The organism is Kitasatospora sp. NPDC056184 (assembly GCF_042268405.1).
Lineage (GTDB): Bacteria > Actinomycetota > Actinomycetes > Streptomycetales > Streptomycetaceae > Kitasatospora.
Genome location: NZ_JBHJUI010000001.1, coordinates 542,289 through 556,719, shown reverse-complemented (window position 1 = coordinate 556,719; position 14,431 = coordinate 542,289). Strand labels below are relative to the sequence as shown.

At 76.3% G+C, this 14,431-nt stretch carries 15 protein-coding genes; 6 read left to right on the top strand and 9 right to left on the bottom strand.

Annotated elements, in window-relative coordinates:
* Positions 1-43: 43 nt before the first annotated feature.
* Complete coding sequence (locus tag ACFC0B_RS01895) at positions 44-1,177, bottom strand: oxidoreductase (RefSeq protein ID WP_376080739.1); 1,134 nt, start codon at positions 1,175-1,177, stop codon at positions 44-46.
* Positions 1,171-2,217, bottom strand: a complete 1,047-nt coding sequence (locus ACFC0B_RS01890; RefSeq protein ID WP_376080737.1) for a ScbA/BarX family gamma-butyrolactone biosynthesis protein — start codon at positions 2,215-2,217, stop codon at positions 1,171-1,173. Before ACFC0B_RS01890 ends, ACFC0B_RS01895 begins: the two co-directional genes overlap by 7 nt.
* 194 nt (positions 2,218-2,411) lie before the next feature.
* Here ACFC0B_RS01890 and ACFC0B_RS01885 point away from each other — a divergent pair, with 194 nt between their 5' ends.
* Positions 2,412-3,071 carry a ScbR family autoregulator-binding transcription factor gene (locus tag ACFC0B_RS01885; RefSeq protein ID WP_376080735.1) on the top strand — a complete coding sequence of 220 codons (660 nt, stop codon included), beginning with the start codon at positions 2,412-2,414 and terminating at the stop codon, positions 3,069-3,071.
* 70 nt (positions 3,072-3,141) lie between these two features.
* On the opposite strand, the gene ACFC0B_RS01880 is transcribed toward ACFC0B_RS01885, so the two are convergent.
* The gene (locus ACFC0B_RS01880; RefSeq protein ID WP_376080732.1) at positions 3,142-4,341 is read right to left on the bottom strand and encodes an MFS transporter; all 1,200 of its coding nucleotides are present in this window, start codon (positions 4,339-4,341) and stop codon (positions 3,142-3,144) included.
* Between the two features lie 188 nt (positions 4,342-4,529).
* Between ACFC0B_RS01880 and ACFC0B_RS01875 the strand changes: the two genes are divergently transcribed.
* Complete coding sequence (locus ACFC0B_RS01875; RefSeq protein ID WP_376080730.1) at positions 4,530-4,862, top strand: ArsR/SmtB family transcription factor; 333 nt, start codon at positions 4,530-4,532, stop codon at positions 4,860-4,862.
* A 155-nt stretch (positions 4,863-5,017) separates the two neighbouring features.
* Positions 5,018-5,875, top strand: coding sequence for a class I SAM-dependent methyltransferase (locus ACFC0B_RS01870; protein WP_376080728.1), 858 nt, complete (start codon positions 5,018-5,020; stop codon positions 5,873-5,875).
* A 12-nt stretch (positions 5,876-5,887) separates the two neighbouring features.
* Here the strand turns inward: ACFC0B_RS01870 and ACFC0B_RS01865 are convergent, their stop codons facing one another.
* Positions 5,888-6,517, bottom strand: a complete 630-nt coding sequence (locus tag ACFC0B_RS01865; protein ID WP_376080725.1) for a TetR/AcrR family transcriptional regulator — start codon at positions 6,515-6,517, stop codon at positions 5,888-5,890.
* A gap of 178 nt (positions 6,518-6,695) precedes the next feature.
* On the opposite strand from ACFC0B_RS01865, the gene ACFC0B_RS01860 reads away from it, so the two are divergent.
* A complete protein-coding gene (locus tag ACFC0B_RS01860) occupies positions 6,696-7,454 on the top strand; it encodes an SDR family oxidoreductase (RefSeq protein ID WP_376080722.1) in 759 nt (252 codons plus the stop codon).
* Positions 7,455-7,472: 18 nt separating this feature from the next.
* Here ACFC0B_RS01860 and ACFC0B_RS01855 read toward each other — a convergent pair whose 3' ends face one another.
* Complete coding sequence (locus ACFC0B_RS01855) at positions 7,473-8,339, bottom strand: NAD(P)H-binding protein (protein WP_376080720.1); 867 nt, start codon at positions 8,337-8,339, stop codon at positions 7,473-7,475.
* Between the two features lie 96 nt (positions 8,340-8,435).
* Here ACFC0B_RS01855 and ACFC0B_RS01850 point away from each other — a divergent pair, with 96 nt between their 5' ends.
* Positions 8,436-8,864: a winged helix-turn-helix transcriptional regulator gene (locus ACFC0B_RS01850; RefSeq protein WP_376080717.1), complete on the top strand. Its 429-nt coding sequence runs from the start codon at positions 8,436-8,438 to the stop codon at positions 8,862-8,864.
* Between the two features lie 7 nt (positions 8,865-8,871).
* On the opposite strand, the gene ACFC0B_RS01845 is transcribed toward ACFC0B_RS01850, so the two are convergent.
* The 3 genes from ACFC0B_RS01845 to ACFC0B_RS01835 form a co-directional block, all read right to left on the bottom strand.
* Positions 8,872-10,191 (bottom strand): alpha/beta hydrolase family protein, encoded by a 1,320-nt coding sequence (locus ACFC0B_RS01845; RefSeq protein WP_376080715.1) that lies wholly within the window; start codon positions 10,189-10,191, stop codon positions 8,872-8,874.
* Between the two features lie 178 nt (positions 10,192-10,369).
* Positions 10,370-11,581, bottom strand: coding sequence for an acyl-CoA dehydrogenase family protein (locus ACFC0B_RS01840; RefSeq protein WP_376080712.1), 1,212 nt, complete (start codon positions 11,579-11,581; stop codon positions 10,370-10,372).
* Between the two features lie 3 nt (positions 11,582-11,584).
* Positions 11,585-12,667 (bottom strand): phosphotransferase family protein, encoded by a 1,083-nt coding sequence (locus ACFC0B_RS01835; protein ID WP_376082360.1) that lies wholly within the window; start codon positions 12,665-12,667, stop codon positions 11,585-11,587.
* A gap of 173 nt (positions 12,668-12,840) precedes the next feature.
* Here ACFC0B_RS01835 and ACFC0B_RS01830 point away from each other — a divergent pair, with 173 nt between their 5' ends.
* Positions 12,841-13,938 (top strand): hypothetical protein, encoded by a 1,098-nt coding sequence (locus ACFC0B_RS01830; protein ID WP_376080711.1) that lies wholly within the window; start codon positions 12,841-12,843, stop codon positions 13,936-13,938.
* A gap of 74 nt (positions 13,939-14,012) precedes the next feature.
* Here the strand turns inward: ACFC0B_RS01830 and ACFC0B_RS01825 are convergent, their stop codons facing one another.
* A complete protein-coding gene (locus ACFC0B_RS01825) occupies positions 14,013-14,429 on the bottom strand; it encodes a VOC family protein (protein ID WP_376080708.1) in 417 nt (138 codons plus the stop codon).
* Between the last annotated feature and the right edge of the window lie 2 nt (positions 14,430-14,431).

The following is a 14,431-nucleotide window of genomic DNA, read 5'->3' as shown; positions in this document are numbered from 1 at the left end:
AGGTTCCCCGCACATCCGGCGGAATCCGATCGGTGACCGTCCGTCAGCCGACCCGCCCGCCGCCCTCCGCCGCGAGCACCGCCTGCGCGTAGCCGCGCGCCGCGGCGTCGGCGTCCAGGGTGCGGTGCACGGCCACCGCCGTCGCGTCCCGCCAGGCGCGCTGCAGGACCGAGGCCGGGTCCTGTGCGCCGGCCCCGGCCGCGAGGAACAGCGTGTCCACCGCCTCCCGGCAGAGCGCGGCGGCCGTCGTGGCGTCGCGGCGGTTCTCGGCCACCGCCAGGGGGGTGACCTCGCCGCGGTCGGCCCGGTCGGCGGCGGCGGTCAGCAGCAGTTCGGCCATCCGGATCCGGGCGGACGCCCCGGCCAGCACGGTGTGCGCGGCCGGGTGCGGAGCGGCCGCGCACCGGGCCCCGGCGGTCCACTCGCGCAGCGCCGCACGGGCGATGCCGAGCAGCGGGGCCGCGAAGACCAGCGCGGCGACCATCGGGTAGGGCACGGTGTGGCAGCGGGCGGCGCCCTCCTGCGGGGCGAGCAGCGTCTCCAGGACGAGCGTGCGCCGGCCGGGCACGTGGACCGCCTTGGCGGCCACCGAGGTGCTGCCGCTGGCGCGCAGGCCGGCGGAGTGCCAGGTGTCCAGGACCGTCAGCTCGGCCCGGGGCACGGCGAGGACGCGGTGCTCCCGGGCGGTGTCGCTGCCCGTCCAGGCCGCCAGCAGGATCCACTCGGCGTGGTCCGCGCCGCTGGCAAGCCGCCACTCGCCGTCCAACTGCCAGCCGTCGCCGCAGCGTTCGGCCCGGCCCTGGGGCGGGACGACTGACGCTGCGATCCGCGCGTCCGGTCCCTCGCCCCACAGGTCGCGCTGTCCCTCGGGCGGGAGGTAGGCGGCCAGCCGCCCGTGCGAGGCGTACAGCGCGGCGCACCAGGCCGCGCCCGCGCAGGATTCGGCGAGTTCCGCCACGGCGGTCACGAGGGCGCCGAACTCCCCGGCGGTGCCGCCCCAGCGGCTCGGCACGAAGTGGCGGGGGAAGTGCGCGCGCCGGATCCCGGCGGCGACCTCCTCGGTGAGCCGGCGGTCGGCCTCCGCCCGCGCGGCGTCCCGCCGGGCGAGGTCGGCGAGTTGGGCGAGGGCGGGGCCGGTGAGGCCGCCGCCGCTCACCTCGTCGCGGTGGTTCAGCATGCCGCCTCCGGGAAGCGCAGGCGGGCCTCGGCGATCGGGCGGCCGTCCTGGACGGCGCGCACCCGTACGGTGCCGTCCGGATCGGGGACGGAGGCGGGGGCGGGGGCGGGGGCGGGGACGGAGGCGGGGGCGGTGCCGCGGCTGGAGGCGGGGTCGGGGCCGGGGTCGGCGAGCACGGCGATCGGGGAGCCCCGCTCCCCGAAGGCGAGGAACTCGGCTTCGAGGGTGCGGAGTTCCGTGTCCGTCGCGCCGCCCCCGAGCGTGCCGGCGGCGGCCTGGCGGAGGGCCTCCAGCAGCACCATGCCCGGCACGTGGTCCACGGCGTGGTCGAAGAGGACCGGGTGGTCCTCGAACGGCCGCAGCCACCACCGGTCGGCCCGCTCCGGATCGGCCGCAAGCAGCACGTCCCGCGCGCACGCCCGCCCCGTCCGGACGGCGTCCGGCGGCGGCACGGCGGCCGGCGCCCGCTCCCGGGCGGCGGCGCCCTCGGCGGACCGCCGCCGGAGGACCGCGTAGCGCTCGGGCGCCAGCACCTCCCAGCGCAGCCGCACGCGCCCCACCGGCCGGTGCCCGGCCCAGGCGACGCCGTCCAGGGCGAACCGTTCACGACCGGGCGAGGGCCGCCGGGGAGCGACGGCCCGGCAGTCCAGGTCCAGCCCGACGTCCAGCCCCTCCGGGCCGATCGGCGGCAGCGGCCGGTCGAGTTCGACGGCGAGGCCGTGGAGGACGAAGGGGTGCCCGTAGGTGCTGCCGTGGAAGCGGTGGGCCAGGTGGATCGCGGTCTGGCGGACCGTCTCGGCCAGCAGCACCGGGTCGGCGGCCGGCCCGTCCCGGTGGCCGAGGTGGTGGTCGCGCTCCCAGAACGCCGCGACGGCGAAGCGCTCCTCGCCCAGCCGCGCCGAGTCGGTCAGCAGGACCTCGGCGTCCGCCGCCTTGTGCACCGCCTCGCGCGGTAGGTGCCGGTCGAAGCGAAGGCCCCGCCACCCCGCGCGGAGCGGCAGCCGCTGCCTCGCGGACACGACCGAAGACAGAACATTCATGCAATCTCCCTCCCCCACGGTCGCGGAGGCCGCGGTGAGCCCGCTACATTGCGGTGCCCCGACCGGTGCGACAGCTCAGGAACATACCTTCTGGAAGGTTTGCCGTCGAGGTGGGGATTCCCGCCATCATGTCCAAATCGCCCCGACCGAAGCCTAGTTGACCCTAAGCCGACCCCATCCCTCAGGAGCCGACCATGCCCGAACCCGACCAGGCGACCCCGTTCCGGGTGCGACCCATCACCACCCGGCGCGGCCCCGATCCGAAGCAGGACCGGTCGGCCCGCACCAAGCTGCTGGTGCTCACCGCGGCCGCCGAGCTGTTCGCGGCCCACGGTTTCCGCCACACCTCGGTCAAGGACGTGGCGGAGCGGGTGGAGATGACCAAGGGCGCGGTCTACTTCCACTTCCCGACCAAGGAGGCCCTGGCGGTGGCCGTGGTCGAACAGCACTACGCGCGCTGGCCGGCGCTGCTGGCGGCGGTCACCGCCGAGGGGCACGGGCCGCTGGAGACGGCGGTCCGCCTGCTGGAGGGAGCGGCGACCGCCTTCCGGGACGACATCGTCGTCCAGGCGGGCGCCCGGCTGCAGATCGAACGGCCGCAGATCGACGCCGAGTTGCCGACGCCCTACGTGGACTGGACCCGGTTGCTGGCCACCCTGCTGCTGCGCGCCGAGGCGGCGGGCGAGCTGCGCGCCGGGGTCTCCCCGCAGGCGGCGGCAAGGTCGCTGGTGGCCGCGTTCTTCGGCACCCAGCACATCTCGGACGTCCTGCACGAGCGGGCGGACATCGCCGAACGCTGGGCGGAGACGGCCGAGTTGCTGTTCCTGGCGATCCGTGCCGCCCCCACGCCGTGACCACCGCTCCCCCTGCCCCGGCCACGCAGGGCAAGGCAGCGGGGCGGGCCCGCCCCGTCCGCCCGGACCGCTACCGCTCGGTCGCGCGCGCCCGCGGCACGGCGGGCGCCACCGCGGCACCCTCGCGGACGGGTCCGGCCCCCCGGGTGGTGACCCAGGCCGTGGCGGCGGCCGCCAGCGCGAGCGCGGTCGCGGCGAGCGGGAACCAGCGCCCGCCGAGCAGGGCGATCGCCGCACTGCCGACGGCGCCGCCCGCGGCCATGCCCAGGTAGAGGGCGCTGCTGTTGAGCGAGATCAGCAGCTGGGCGTTGCCCGGGTCCAGCGAGGCGAGCCGGTGCGGCAGCGCCACCGAGACCGCCCATCCGGCCAGCGGGGTGACCACGGCGTAGGCGAGCGCGCCGGGCATCGAGCGCCCCGCCCAGGGCAGGGCCAGGAACGCGGCCGCCGCCACCGTGCTGCCGACCAGCAGCACCCGCCGGACGCCGACCCGGTCCACCAGCCGCCCGCCCAGCCAGCTGCCCGCCACCGAGGCGAGGCCCGAGGCCAGCAGGATCAGGCTCAGCCGGTCGGCCCGCCCTCCGGTGGCCGGGGCGACCGCGGTGGCCAGGTAGATGTAGACGGACTGGAAGGCGAGGAAGAACACCAGCGTGGTGGAGGCGGCGCCGAGCACCCGCCGGTCGCGCAGCGGCGCCAGCCGGTCCCGCAGGCCGGGCGCGGCGGCGGGCACCGGCAGCTCGCGCAGCAGCAGCGCCAGACCGGCAAGGGCGGCCGCGCTCAACGCGGTGACCAGCCACATGGTCAGCCGCCAGTCGGTGCGCCCGACCCAGGTGCCGAGCGGCACGCCGAGCGCGGTGGCGACCGTCATGCCGCCGAGCACCGTGGCCAGCGCCCGGCCGCGCCGCTCGGGGGCGACCAGGGTGGTGGCGACCGCGTTGGCGGTCGGGGTGTAGAGCGCGGCGCCGGCGGCGGCCAGCACCCGGGTGGCCAGCAGCGTCCCGTACGAGGGCGCGAGCGCGCTGAGCGCGTTGGCGGCGCCGAAGACGGTGAGCGCGACGAGCAGCAGCCGCCGGCGCGGCCAGCGGGCGGTGAGGGCGGCGAGCGGCGGGGCGAGCAGGGCGTAGCCGAGGGCGAAGACGGTCACCAGCTGGCCGGCGGCGGTGACCGAGACCCCGAGGTCGTCGGCGACCGGGCCGAGGATGCCGGCGGTGACCATGGTGTCAGTGCCGACGGCGAAGGTGCCGAGGGCGAGCAGGAGCAGGCGGACGGGCACGGCGATCCCCCAGGAGCGGACGTGGTCGGACGCGGCGCCGCCGGGGACGCCGCACTGCCGGGCGCCGGATTGTTGGACGCCAGGGCAACAGTTTGATGCTCGCCAAACAGTACGGATTGGTGGATGATTGTCAAACCGTCCCGTTTGCGCACCCCGCCCCGCGCCCGACCCCGAGGAGGCCGCCGGCCATGTCCACCGACGAGCGGCTGCCCCAGCCCTCCCCCGCCGAGATCGACCTGGTCACCGTGCTGCACGCGCTCGGCGACCCGGTCCGGCTGCGCCTGCTGACCAGCTACGCGGACGGCGCCGAGCACTCCTGCGACCCGCGCCACCTCGGCCTGGAACACCTCCACAAGTCGACCGTCTCGCACCACATGCGGGTGCTCCGCGAGGCCGGCGTCACCACCACCCGGGTCGCCGGGCGCAACCGCTACGTCTCCCTTCGCCGCACCGACCTCGACGCGCGCTTCCCCGGCCTGCTGGACGCCCTGCTCACCGCCTCCCGGGCCCCGGCGCCCTGACCGGCACGGCCCCGCGGAGCCGCCCCTGCCCCGCGGACCGCCCGTCCGGCCGCACCGGACCGGCGCCGCACCGGGCCGCTCGGTAGCGTGGCCGGGACGGCAAGGGCGCGCCGGCACAGCGAGGGCGCGGATCAGCGGAAGGCCGGGCGGGTGCGATGGTCCAGGACCTCGGCGGCGAACTCGATCTCGACGGGATGCGGCGGGTCTACGGCACCCCCGGCCACCGGCTCTTCTACCTGCTGGTCTGCCGCCGGGCCCGGCACTGGGGCTGGACCGAGCCCGGCCAGTCCAAGTGGCGCTGCTGGCGGGCGCAGCGCCGGCTGGAGGACGTGCTCGGCCGCAAGCTCGCGCTGCCGCCCGGCTCCCGGGTGCTGGACGCCGGCTGCGGCTCGGGCGTCGTCGCCCGCCGGCTCGCCGCCCGCCGCGGACTGCGGGTCACCGGCGTCGACCTGCTGGACTTCCACGTCCGCGAGGCGCGCCGGCTGAGCGCCCGGGCCGCCCTGGAGGACCGCACCACCTTCGCCTGGGGCGACTTCCACGAACTGGAGTACGCGGACGGCTCGTTCGACGGCGTCTACTCGATGGAGACGCTCTGCCACGCCCACGACCCGGCCCGCGCGCTGGCCGAGTTCCACCGGCTGCTGCGCCCGGGCGGGCGGCTGGTGCTGCTCGGCCCGGTCGCCGTCCCGCGCGCGGAGATGCCCGACCGCCAGCGGGAGCTGCTGGAGCCGTTCATGGACGCGATGGCGCTGCCCGGCGCCCGGCAGTACACCACCCGCACGCTCGGCGCCCTGGTCACCGGCGCCGGGTTCCGGCTGGAGGAGGAGCTCGACGCCACCGCGCACTACCTGCCGACCACCGAGGCGCTGTACGCCTACTTCCGGCTGCCGTACGCGGCGCTGCGGCGGTTCGGGGCGACCGAGCGGTGGCTGGGGCTGCGGTCCACGGTGGAGATGTACGAGCTGCGCCGGCACGTCGCCTGGATGGTGCACACCGCCGTCAAGGACGGCTGACCGGTCCCGCGATCAGCGCACCGCGCCCAGCATCCTGAGCACCAACTCGCCGTAGCGGCGTCCGAGTTCCTCCGGCGTCTCGCTGCTGCGGCCGGTGTACCAGCGGGACACGTCGATCCCCAGCGAGGTGACCGCCCGGGCGGCCGTGCGCACCTCGGCGACCTCGAAGGCCCCGGCCGCCCGGCCCGCCTCGATCAGCGCGGTGACCTCGCGCTCGATGTCCAGCCGCAGCTCCGCGACCACCGCGTGGGCGTCCTGCGGGAGCGCGTGCAGCTCGTAGTTGACCACCCGGCCGACCGTCCGCGCCCGGGCGTGCCAGGCGGTGAACTCCTCGACCAGGCGCCGCATCCGCTCCACCGGGTCGCCCTCGCCGGCCGCCGCCGCGCGGACCAGCGCGAGCGTCGCGGCGTGCCCGGCCCGGCTGATCTCGGCGAGCAGGGCCGCCTTGGACGGGTAGTGGATGTACAGCGCCGCCGGGCTCATCCCGGCGCCGGTGGCGATGTCGCGGGTGGTGGTCGCGTGGAAGCCGCGCTCGGCGAAGGACTCCACGGCGGCCTGGAGCAGCCGGTACGCCGCCTCCGGGCGGGCGTCGGCGCCGCCGGGCAGGGCGGGCCAGAGGTCGGCGATGGGCGTGCTGGTCATGGCGCCATCCTCGCAGATCGGCCGGCCGGGCAGCCGGACGGGCGTTCGACCCGCGGGGCCGTCGCGGGCTGTTGACAGGGTCCCGCACCGCCACCATGCTGAGCAAGCGCTCAGTCAGTGCGCGGCCGGCACCACCGTCAGCGGCTCGGCCCGCCGCGCTCCACCCCGAAAGGACCCCGTGGTGAACTCCTTCAAGGGCCGGGTGGCCGTCGTCACCGGATCGAGCCGGGGCATCGGCCTCGGCATCGCGCGCGAGCTGGTCGCCCGGGGGGCCAGGGTCTGCCTGACCGCGCGCACCCCGGAGCCGCTCGCCGAGGCGGTCCGCGACCTCGGCGGCCCGGAGGTCGCCATCGGGATCGCCGGGCGCACCGACGACCCCGCCCACCAGGAGGAGGCCGTCGGCCGGACCCTGGAGGCCTTCGGCCGGCTCGACCACCTGGTCAACAACACCGGGATCAACCCGGTCCACGGCCCGGTGCTGACCGTCGACGAGGCCGCCGCGGCCAAGATCCTCGCCGTCAACGTGCTCGCCCCGCTGGCCTGGACCCGCCGCGCGCACGCCGCGTGGATGGGCGAGCACGGCGGCTCGGTGGTCAACGTCGCCTCGGTGGCCGGGATCCGCGCCTCGCCCGGGATCGGCATGTACGGGGTCTCCAAGGCCGCGCTGATCCGGCTCACCGCCGAACTCGCCGCCGAGCTGGGCGGCCAGGGCATCCGGGTCAACGCCGTCGCCCCCGCCGTGGTGAAGACGAAGTTCGCCGCGGCCCTGTACGAGGGCCGCGAGGAGCGGGTCGCCGCCGCGTACCCGCTGGGCCGGCTCGGCGTGCCCGAGGACGTCGCGGGCGCCGTCGCCTTCCTGCTCTCCCCCGACGCCGCGTGGATCACCGGGCAGACCGTGGTGCTGGACGGCGGCGTGACCCTCGCCGGCGGCCTGTGACCGGCGACGGGCGGCGGCTCACCAGGCCGCGTCGGCGCCGGCCGCGATGACGTCCAGGGCCGGGAGCGGGGCGCGGCCGAGCAGGGCCGCGAGGTCGCCGGGCCTGCCGGGGCCGGCCAGGAAGCCGTGGGCGATCGCCGCGCAGGTGCCCACCAGCATCGGGACCTGGAAGGCCTCGGCGCCCGAGGCCGCGGCCGCCGCCCGGGCCTCGGCGAGGGTGCCCGGCCGGTATTCGACGGGGCGGCCGGTGCCGCGGCCGAGCGCGGCGGCGATCTCGGCGCCGCCCACGGCCCGCTCGCCGACCAGCTCGTAGACCCGGCCCGCGTGCCCGTCCGGCGCCAGGGCCACCGTCGCCGCGACCTCCGCGAGGTCCGCCCGGGCCACCGCCGCCAGCCGGCCGTCGCCCAGCGGAGCGGTGATCACACCGTCGGCGCCGGGCCGGGCCAGGAAGCCCAGGAGTTCGGCGTAGAGGCCGTTGCGCAGGATCGTCCAGCGCAGGGTGGCCGACTCGCGCAGCCGCCGCTCGGTCCAGCGGTGGGCCGCCGCGTAGGCGAGGTGGTCGCCGTCGCCGGAGAGGCTGGTGTAGACGACGTGCTCGACGCCGGCGCGTTCGGCCGCCTCGATCGCGGCCCGGTGCCGGGCCACCACCACGTCGTCCTCGCCGTAGCCGGCCGAGATCAGCAGCAGCGTCCGCACGCCGGCGAAGGCCGCGTCCAGCGTCTGCGGCCGGTCGAAGTCCACCGTCCGCACCGGGACGCCGGTCCGCGGCGCCCGCTCCGGCGTGCGGCTGCCCGCCAGCACGCCCTCCGGGCCGCCGGGCCGTCCGGCCAGCCGCTCCAGCACCAGCGATCCGAGACCGCCGTTGACACCCGTGACGAGAAGCATCGTTCCTCCGAGAATTCGGTAGCGGGCCCGCGCCCTGCTCGGCGGCCCGACGACCATCCTCGGTACCCTGGCCGTTCGGCGTAAGGAGGCACTTCGATGTCAGTGGGGCACACCGCGGTAACCACCCCGACCGGCACCGACCGACCGGTGGTCTGGTGCGAGGACGGCGTGGACTGCGGGATCCGCGACCTGCTGAACCGGCTCGGCGACCGGTGGACGGTCCTGGTGGTCGTCGAACTCGCCCAGGGCGTACGGCGCTTCCGCGAGCTGCAGCGCGCCGTGCCGGGGATCTCGCAGCGGATGCTGACCCTGACGGTGCGCCGTCTGGAGCGCGACGGCCTGGTCTCCCGCACCGTCCACCCGACCGTCCCGCCGCAGGTGGAGTACGAGCTGACACCGCTCGGGCACAGCCTGACCCACCTGGTGCGGGCGATGGCCGACTGGTCCTACGACCACCACGACGCCATCGCCGGCGCGCGACAGGCCTGGGACGCGGCCAACCCGGACTCCGAACTGGTCCGCTGACGGTCCGTCACCTCTCGAAGCGGACCTCCGGGAAGCGCGGCGAGGGACCGTCCAGCAGGTGGTCGTCGTGGCCGCGCAGCCAGCGGTCGAGGAAGGAGCCGACGTAGGCGCGGGTGGCGAGCACCGCCCGGGCCGGCCGGACGTCGCCGAGGTCGCCGCGGACGGCCTCCTCCGGCACCGCGCCCTGGCGGGCGAGCTGGGGCAGCAGCCACTGCGCGTCGGTGTAGGAGCCGTGCCGGGAGCGGAGCAGGGTGACGTCCGCCTTCCAGCCTCGGGTGTGGTGCCAGAAGGCGGCCCAGCCGGGCTGGTCGGCGTAGGGGCCGGAATCCGCGTTCTCGGTGCCCATCAGCAGGAACGGGCGGTCCAGGCCGTCCTCGGCGACGCCGCTCAGGTGCACCCCGGTGCCGTCCGGGCCCGGGAAGTGCAGCTGGCCGTCCAGGTTGACGCCGGCCTTGATCCGGGGGTCGTCGTGCATCGCCTGGGCGGCGGTGAAGCCGCCGGCGGAGTGGCCGACCATGCCGATCCGCCCGAGGTCCAGCGAGCCGGCCAGGGCCGCCGGGAGCCGGCCGTCGGTGCGCAGCGCGGCCAGCTCGTCCAGGACGAAGCGGGTGTCGGCGACCCGGACGGCCATCGCCTCGCGGAGCAGCGCCCCGATGTCCAGGCCGGGCCGGGCCGCCAGCGCGGGGAACACCGAGGTGGCGAGTCGGCCGTCCGGGAAGGCCACCTCGGAGGCCTCGTAGGGGTGGTCGACGGTGACCACGACGTAGCCGCGCGAGGCGAGGTCCTCGACCAGGCCGGTCCCCCAGGTCCGGGGGTCGCCGAGCCCGGCCGACCAGAGGACCACCGGGCGCGGGCCGGCGCCGAGCAGCGGCGGGGCGTCCGGGCGGGCGTGGGTGCGCACCCAGGTCCAGTCGGTGCGGTCGGGCGCCGCGCCGTAGGTGAAGACGGCGGCGCCGTCCGGGCCGCCGAAGTGCCGGCCGGCGCTCGGCACCATGTAGGGCGCGCGCTCGCCGCCGGACGCCGGGCGGGTGGCCGGGTACCAGAGGCTGATCATCAGTTCGCGGGCCCGCCCCGGCTTCCAGGGGTCCTCGCGGCCGGGGTCGACGAGGCGCAGCGCGGTGGTGCCGACCGGGTACGGACCGGTGGGCCGCGGCAGGGCGGCACCGGCCCGGTGCACGGTGGCGGCCGGGGCGGCGGAGGCGGGCGCGGCCGCCGCCCCGGCGGCGCCCAGCACGGTGCCGGCCGCCAGCGCGACGGCGACGCCCCTGCGCAGTCCCCGCAGGCTCCGCGGGCTCCCTGCGTCCTGTCCCCGGCCCCGTTCGCGCATGGCCCCCAACTCCCCGTCTCCCGCGTGGCGGCCCGCCGCCCGTCGCGGCCGGCCCGTACGGCGACGGTACGGACCGGGCCGGTGCGCGGGCGTCATACCGCGGTGCCAACCCGCCGGGTGCTACCCGGGTATGACCCGGCCGGGGGCGTCGCACTCCGGGAGCAGTCCCGGCCCCGGTTCAGCGGTAGCGGCGCAGCTCCCGCCGGGCCAGCGAGCGCTTGTGGACCTCGTCCGGCCCGTCCGCCAGTCGGATCGTCCGATTGAACGCCCACAGCGCGGCGAGCGGGGTGTCCTGGCTGACACCGGCCGCTCCGTGCGCCTGGACCGCCTTGTCCAGGATCCACTCGACGGTGCGCGGGGTGGCGATCTTGATGGCCTGGATCTCGGTGTGCGCGCCCCGGTTGCCGACGGTGTCCATCAGCCAGGCGGTCTTGAGCACCAGCAGCCGCAGCTGCTCGATGCGGACCCGGGACTCGGCGATCCAGTCCTGGATCACGCCCTGCTCGGCGAGCGGGGCACCGAAGGCGGTCCGCCCCAGGACGCGCCGGCAGGTCAGCTCCAGCGCGCGCTCGGCGATGCCGATCAGCCGCATGCAGTGGTGGATCCGGCCCGGGCCGAGCCGGGCCTGGGCGATGGCGAAGCCGGAGCCCTCCTCGCCGATCAGGTTCGCGGCCGGGACGCGGACGTCCTCGAAGGTGATCTCGGCGTGGCCGCCGTGGTCGGCGTCGTCGTAGCCGAACACGGTCATCCCGCGCCGCACGGTCACCCCGGGGGTGTCGCGCGGCACCAGGACCATGCTCTGCTGCCGGTGCCTCTCCGCGTCCGGGTCGGTCTTGCCCATCACGACCAGGATCCGGCAGTCCGGGTTCATCGCGCCGCTGATGTACCACTTGTGGCCGTTGACCACGTACTCGTCGCCGTCGCGCTCGATCCGGGTGGCGATGTTGGCGGCGTCGGAGGAGGCGACGTCGGGCTCGGTCATCGCGAAGGCGGAGCGGATCCGGGCGTCCAGCAGCGGCTCCAGCCAGCGCTCGCGCTGCTCGGCGCTGCCGAACTCGGCCAGCAGCTCCATGTTCCCGGTGTCGGGGGCGGCGCAGTTGAGGGCGGGCGGGGCGAGGTGCGGGCTGCGGCCGGTGATCTCGGCGAGCGGCGCGTACTGGAGGTTGGTCAGCCCGGCGCCGTGCTCCCCGGGCAGGAACAGGTTCCACAGCCCCTGCTTGCGCGCCTCCGCCCGCAGGTCGGCGATCACCGCCGGCACCTCCCAGGCGGGCCGCCGCGGGTCGGCGAGCTGGGCGGCCAGCACCGGCTCGGCGGGGTGGACCTGCCGCTCCATGAACTCCGTGAGCCGCTCGCGCAGTTCCAGGGTGCGCCGGTCGTAGGCGAAGTCCATCGGTCAGTGTCCCTTCAGGATGGTGAGGCCGTGCTCGACGAGGACGGGCGCCATGGTGCCCGCGCGTTCGAAACCGGCCCCGAGGGTGCGCCCCTGCCGGTACCGGACGTGGATGCCCTCGGCGACGACGGCGAGCTTGTAGCAGGCGAAGGCCACGTACCAGTCGAGCGCGGCGGCGTCCCGCCCGGTCGACCCGGCGTAGCGGGCGACCAGTTCGGCGCTGCTCGGGAAGCCGGGGGCCTTCGCGGCGGAGGGGATCAGGCCGCCGCCGACGCCGGCCAGTTCGGTGTACATCACCAGCAGCCCGACGTCGGTGAGCGGGTCGCCGAGTGTGGACATCTCCCAGTCCAGGACGGCGGCGACGGCGTCCCGCCCGTCCCGCTCGGCGATGAGCACGTTGTCGAGCCGGTAGTCGCCGTGCACCAGGGCCGGTGCCGGGGAGGCCGGGCGGGCGGCGGTGAGCAGCGCGTGCAGCCGGTCGACGCCGGGCAGCTCGCGGCTCCGCGAGGCGTCCAACTGGGCTGACCAGCGGCGCAGTTGCCGGTCCAGATAGCCCTCGGGCCGGCCGAAGTCGGCGAGGCCGACGGCGGCCGGGTCGATCCGGTGCAGGGCGGCGAGGGTGTCCACCAGGGCCTCGCCGATGCCGCGCACCCGCCGCTCGCCGAGTGCGGCGAGCGGGGCGGTGTCCCGGTGCACGGTGCCGGGCACGTACGCCATCAGGTACCAGGGGGCGCCGAGCACCTCCGTCCCGGGGTCGAGGTGGACGGTGGCGGGCACCGGCACCCCGGTGTCGCGCAGGGCGGTCATCACCCGGTACTCGCGGCCCATGTCGTGCGCGGTGGCGAGCACGTGCCCGAGCGGGGGCCGGCGCAGCACCCAGGCGGTGGCGCCGTCGGTGAGCCGGTAGCTGAGGTTGGAGCGGCCGCCCTCGATCAGCTCGGCGCGCAGCGGTCCGGCGACCGTGCCGGGCAGCTCGCGGTCGAGGTGGGCGCGCAGCCGTCCCAGGTCCGGCCCGGGCGGGGCGGCGGGGGGCTCCGGCGGGGTCTCGGGCACGAGGCACTCTCCATTCACGGGTCGGCGGCCCATTCGCGGGTCGGCGGCGCCGTCGCTGACTAAGCGCTTGCTCAGCATTCAGCCGACGGCGCCGCCCTGTCAATCCCCGCCGTCGACCGCCGCCGGCGCTCCGGGCCCCGCTCCCGTTCCCGCCGATCCCCGCCGACCGCCCCACCGGGCCCCGGCGGACCGCCACAATGAGCGCCATGAGGTTGATCCACACCGTCCTCGGCGTGCTGCTCCTGCTGCTCGTCATCGCCAGCATCCTGCGCACGCTCGTCGTCCCGCGCGGCCTGTACTCCTCCCTGGTGCACGGCCTGTGGCGGTTCCTGCGGGCGGCGCTGCGGCTCGCCGCAGCGCCGTTCGGCACCTACCGCGCGCAGGACCGGGCACAGACCTGGCTGGCCCCGCTGATGCTCACCGGCATGCTGGCGGTCTGGCTCGGCGGCATGCTCCTCGCCTACACGCTGATACTGCACGGCACCTCCGAGCTGGACTGGGCGATCTCCATCCGCGAGGCGGGCTCCAGCCTCTTCACCCTCGGCTTCGCCAGCGGCGAGCGGCTGCACCTCTCGCTGATCGACTTCCTCGCCGCCGCCAGCGGCCCGCTGGTGATCGCCCTGCAGATCGCCTACCTGCCGACCCTCTACGCCGCCTACAACCGGCGCGAACTGGAGGTGACGCTCCTCCAGTCCCGGGCCGGGGAGCCGGCCTGGGGCCCCGAACTCCTCGCCCGGCAGTCGCTGGTGGACACCGAGACCGCCCTCCCCCAGCTCTACCGGGACTGGGAGCGGCTCGCCGCCGACATCGGCGAGAGCCACTCCAACTACCCGGTGCTGATCTCCTTCCGCTCCCCGCGGCCCAACCGCAGCTGGGTGGTCGGGCTGATCGCCGTGATGGACGCCGCCGCCGTCCACCTCGCCGTCTGCCCGCGCACCGCCCCGCCCGAGGCCCGGCTGGTGCTGCGCGCCGGGTTCACCGCGCTGCGCGACATCGGCCGCTCGCTGCGGGTCGACTTCGAACCCGACCCGGCACCGGACGCGCCGATCCGGCTCGGCTACACCGAGTTCGACGCCGCCGTGGCCATGCTCGCCGCGGCCGGCTTCCCGCACGAGCGGCCCGCCACCGAGGCCTGGCCGCACTTCCACGGCTGGCGGGTCAACTACGAGTCGCTGGCCTACGAACTGGCCCGCCGCAGCGACGCCGTCCCCGCGCTGTGGACCGGCCCGCGGGACTTCCGGGCCCCGTCCATCCCCCCGGCGCGCCCCGCCGACCGCCGGCCCCCGGTCGAGCACGGGCCGTGAGCGCGGTGAGGACACGACCGCGGCCACCGGCGATCAGGGGTGATCACCGGTGGCCGCGCGGCGGGGCGAGGAGGTCACCCGGCCTTGCGCTGGGTGAAGCGCAGCATGTTGCCGGCCGGGTCCCGGAAGGCGCAGTCGCGCACGCCGTACGGCTGGTCGATCGGCTCCTGGAGCACCTCGCCGCCGGCGGCGCGGATCCGCTCGAAGGTCGCGTCGCAGTCCTCGGTGGCGAAGATGACCGCCCGCAGCAGGCCCTTCGCCAGCAGCTCCGCCATCGCCTGCCGGTCGGCCGGCGAGGCGTTCGGGTCCGCCAGCGGCGGCTCCAGCACGATGTCCACGTCGGGCTGCGACGGGGCGCCGACGGTGACCCAGCGCATGTTCTCGAAGCCGACGTCGTTGCGCACCTCCAGGCCGAGGACGTCGCGGTAGAAGGCGAGCGCCTTGTCGTGGTCGTCGACGGCGATGAAGCACTGTGAAAGCTTGATGTCCATGG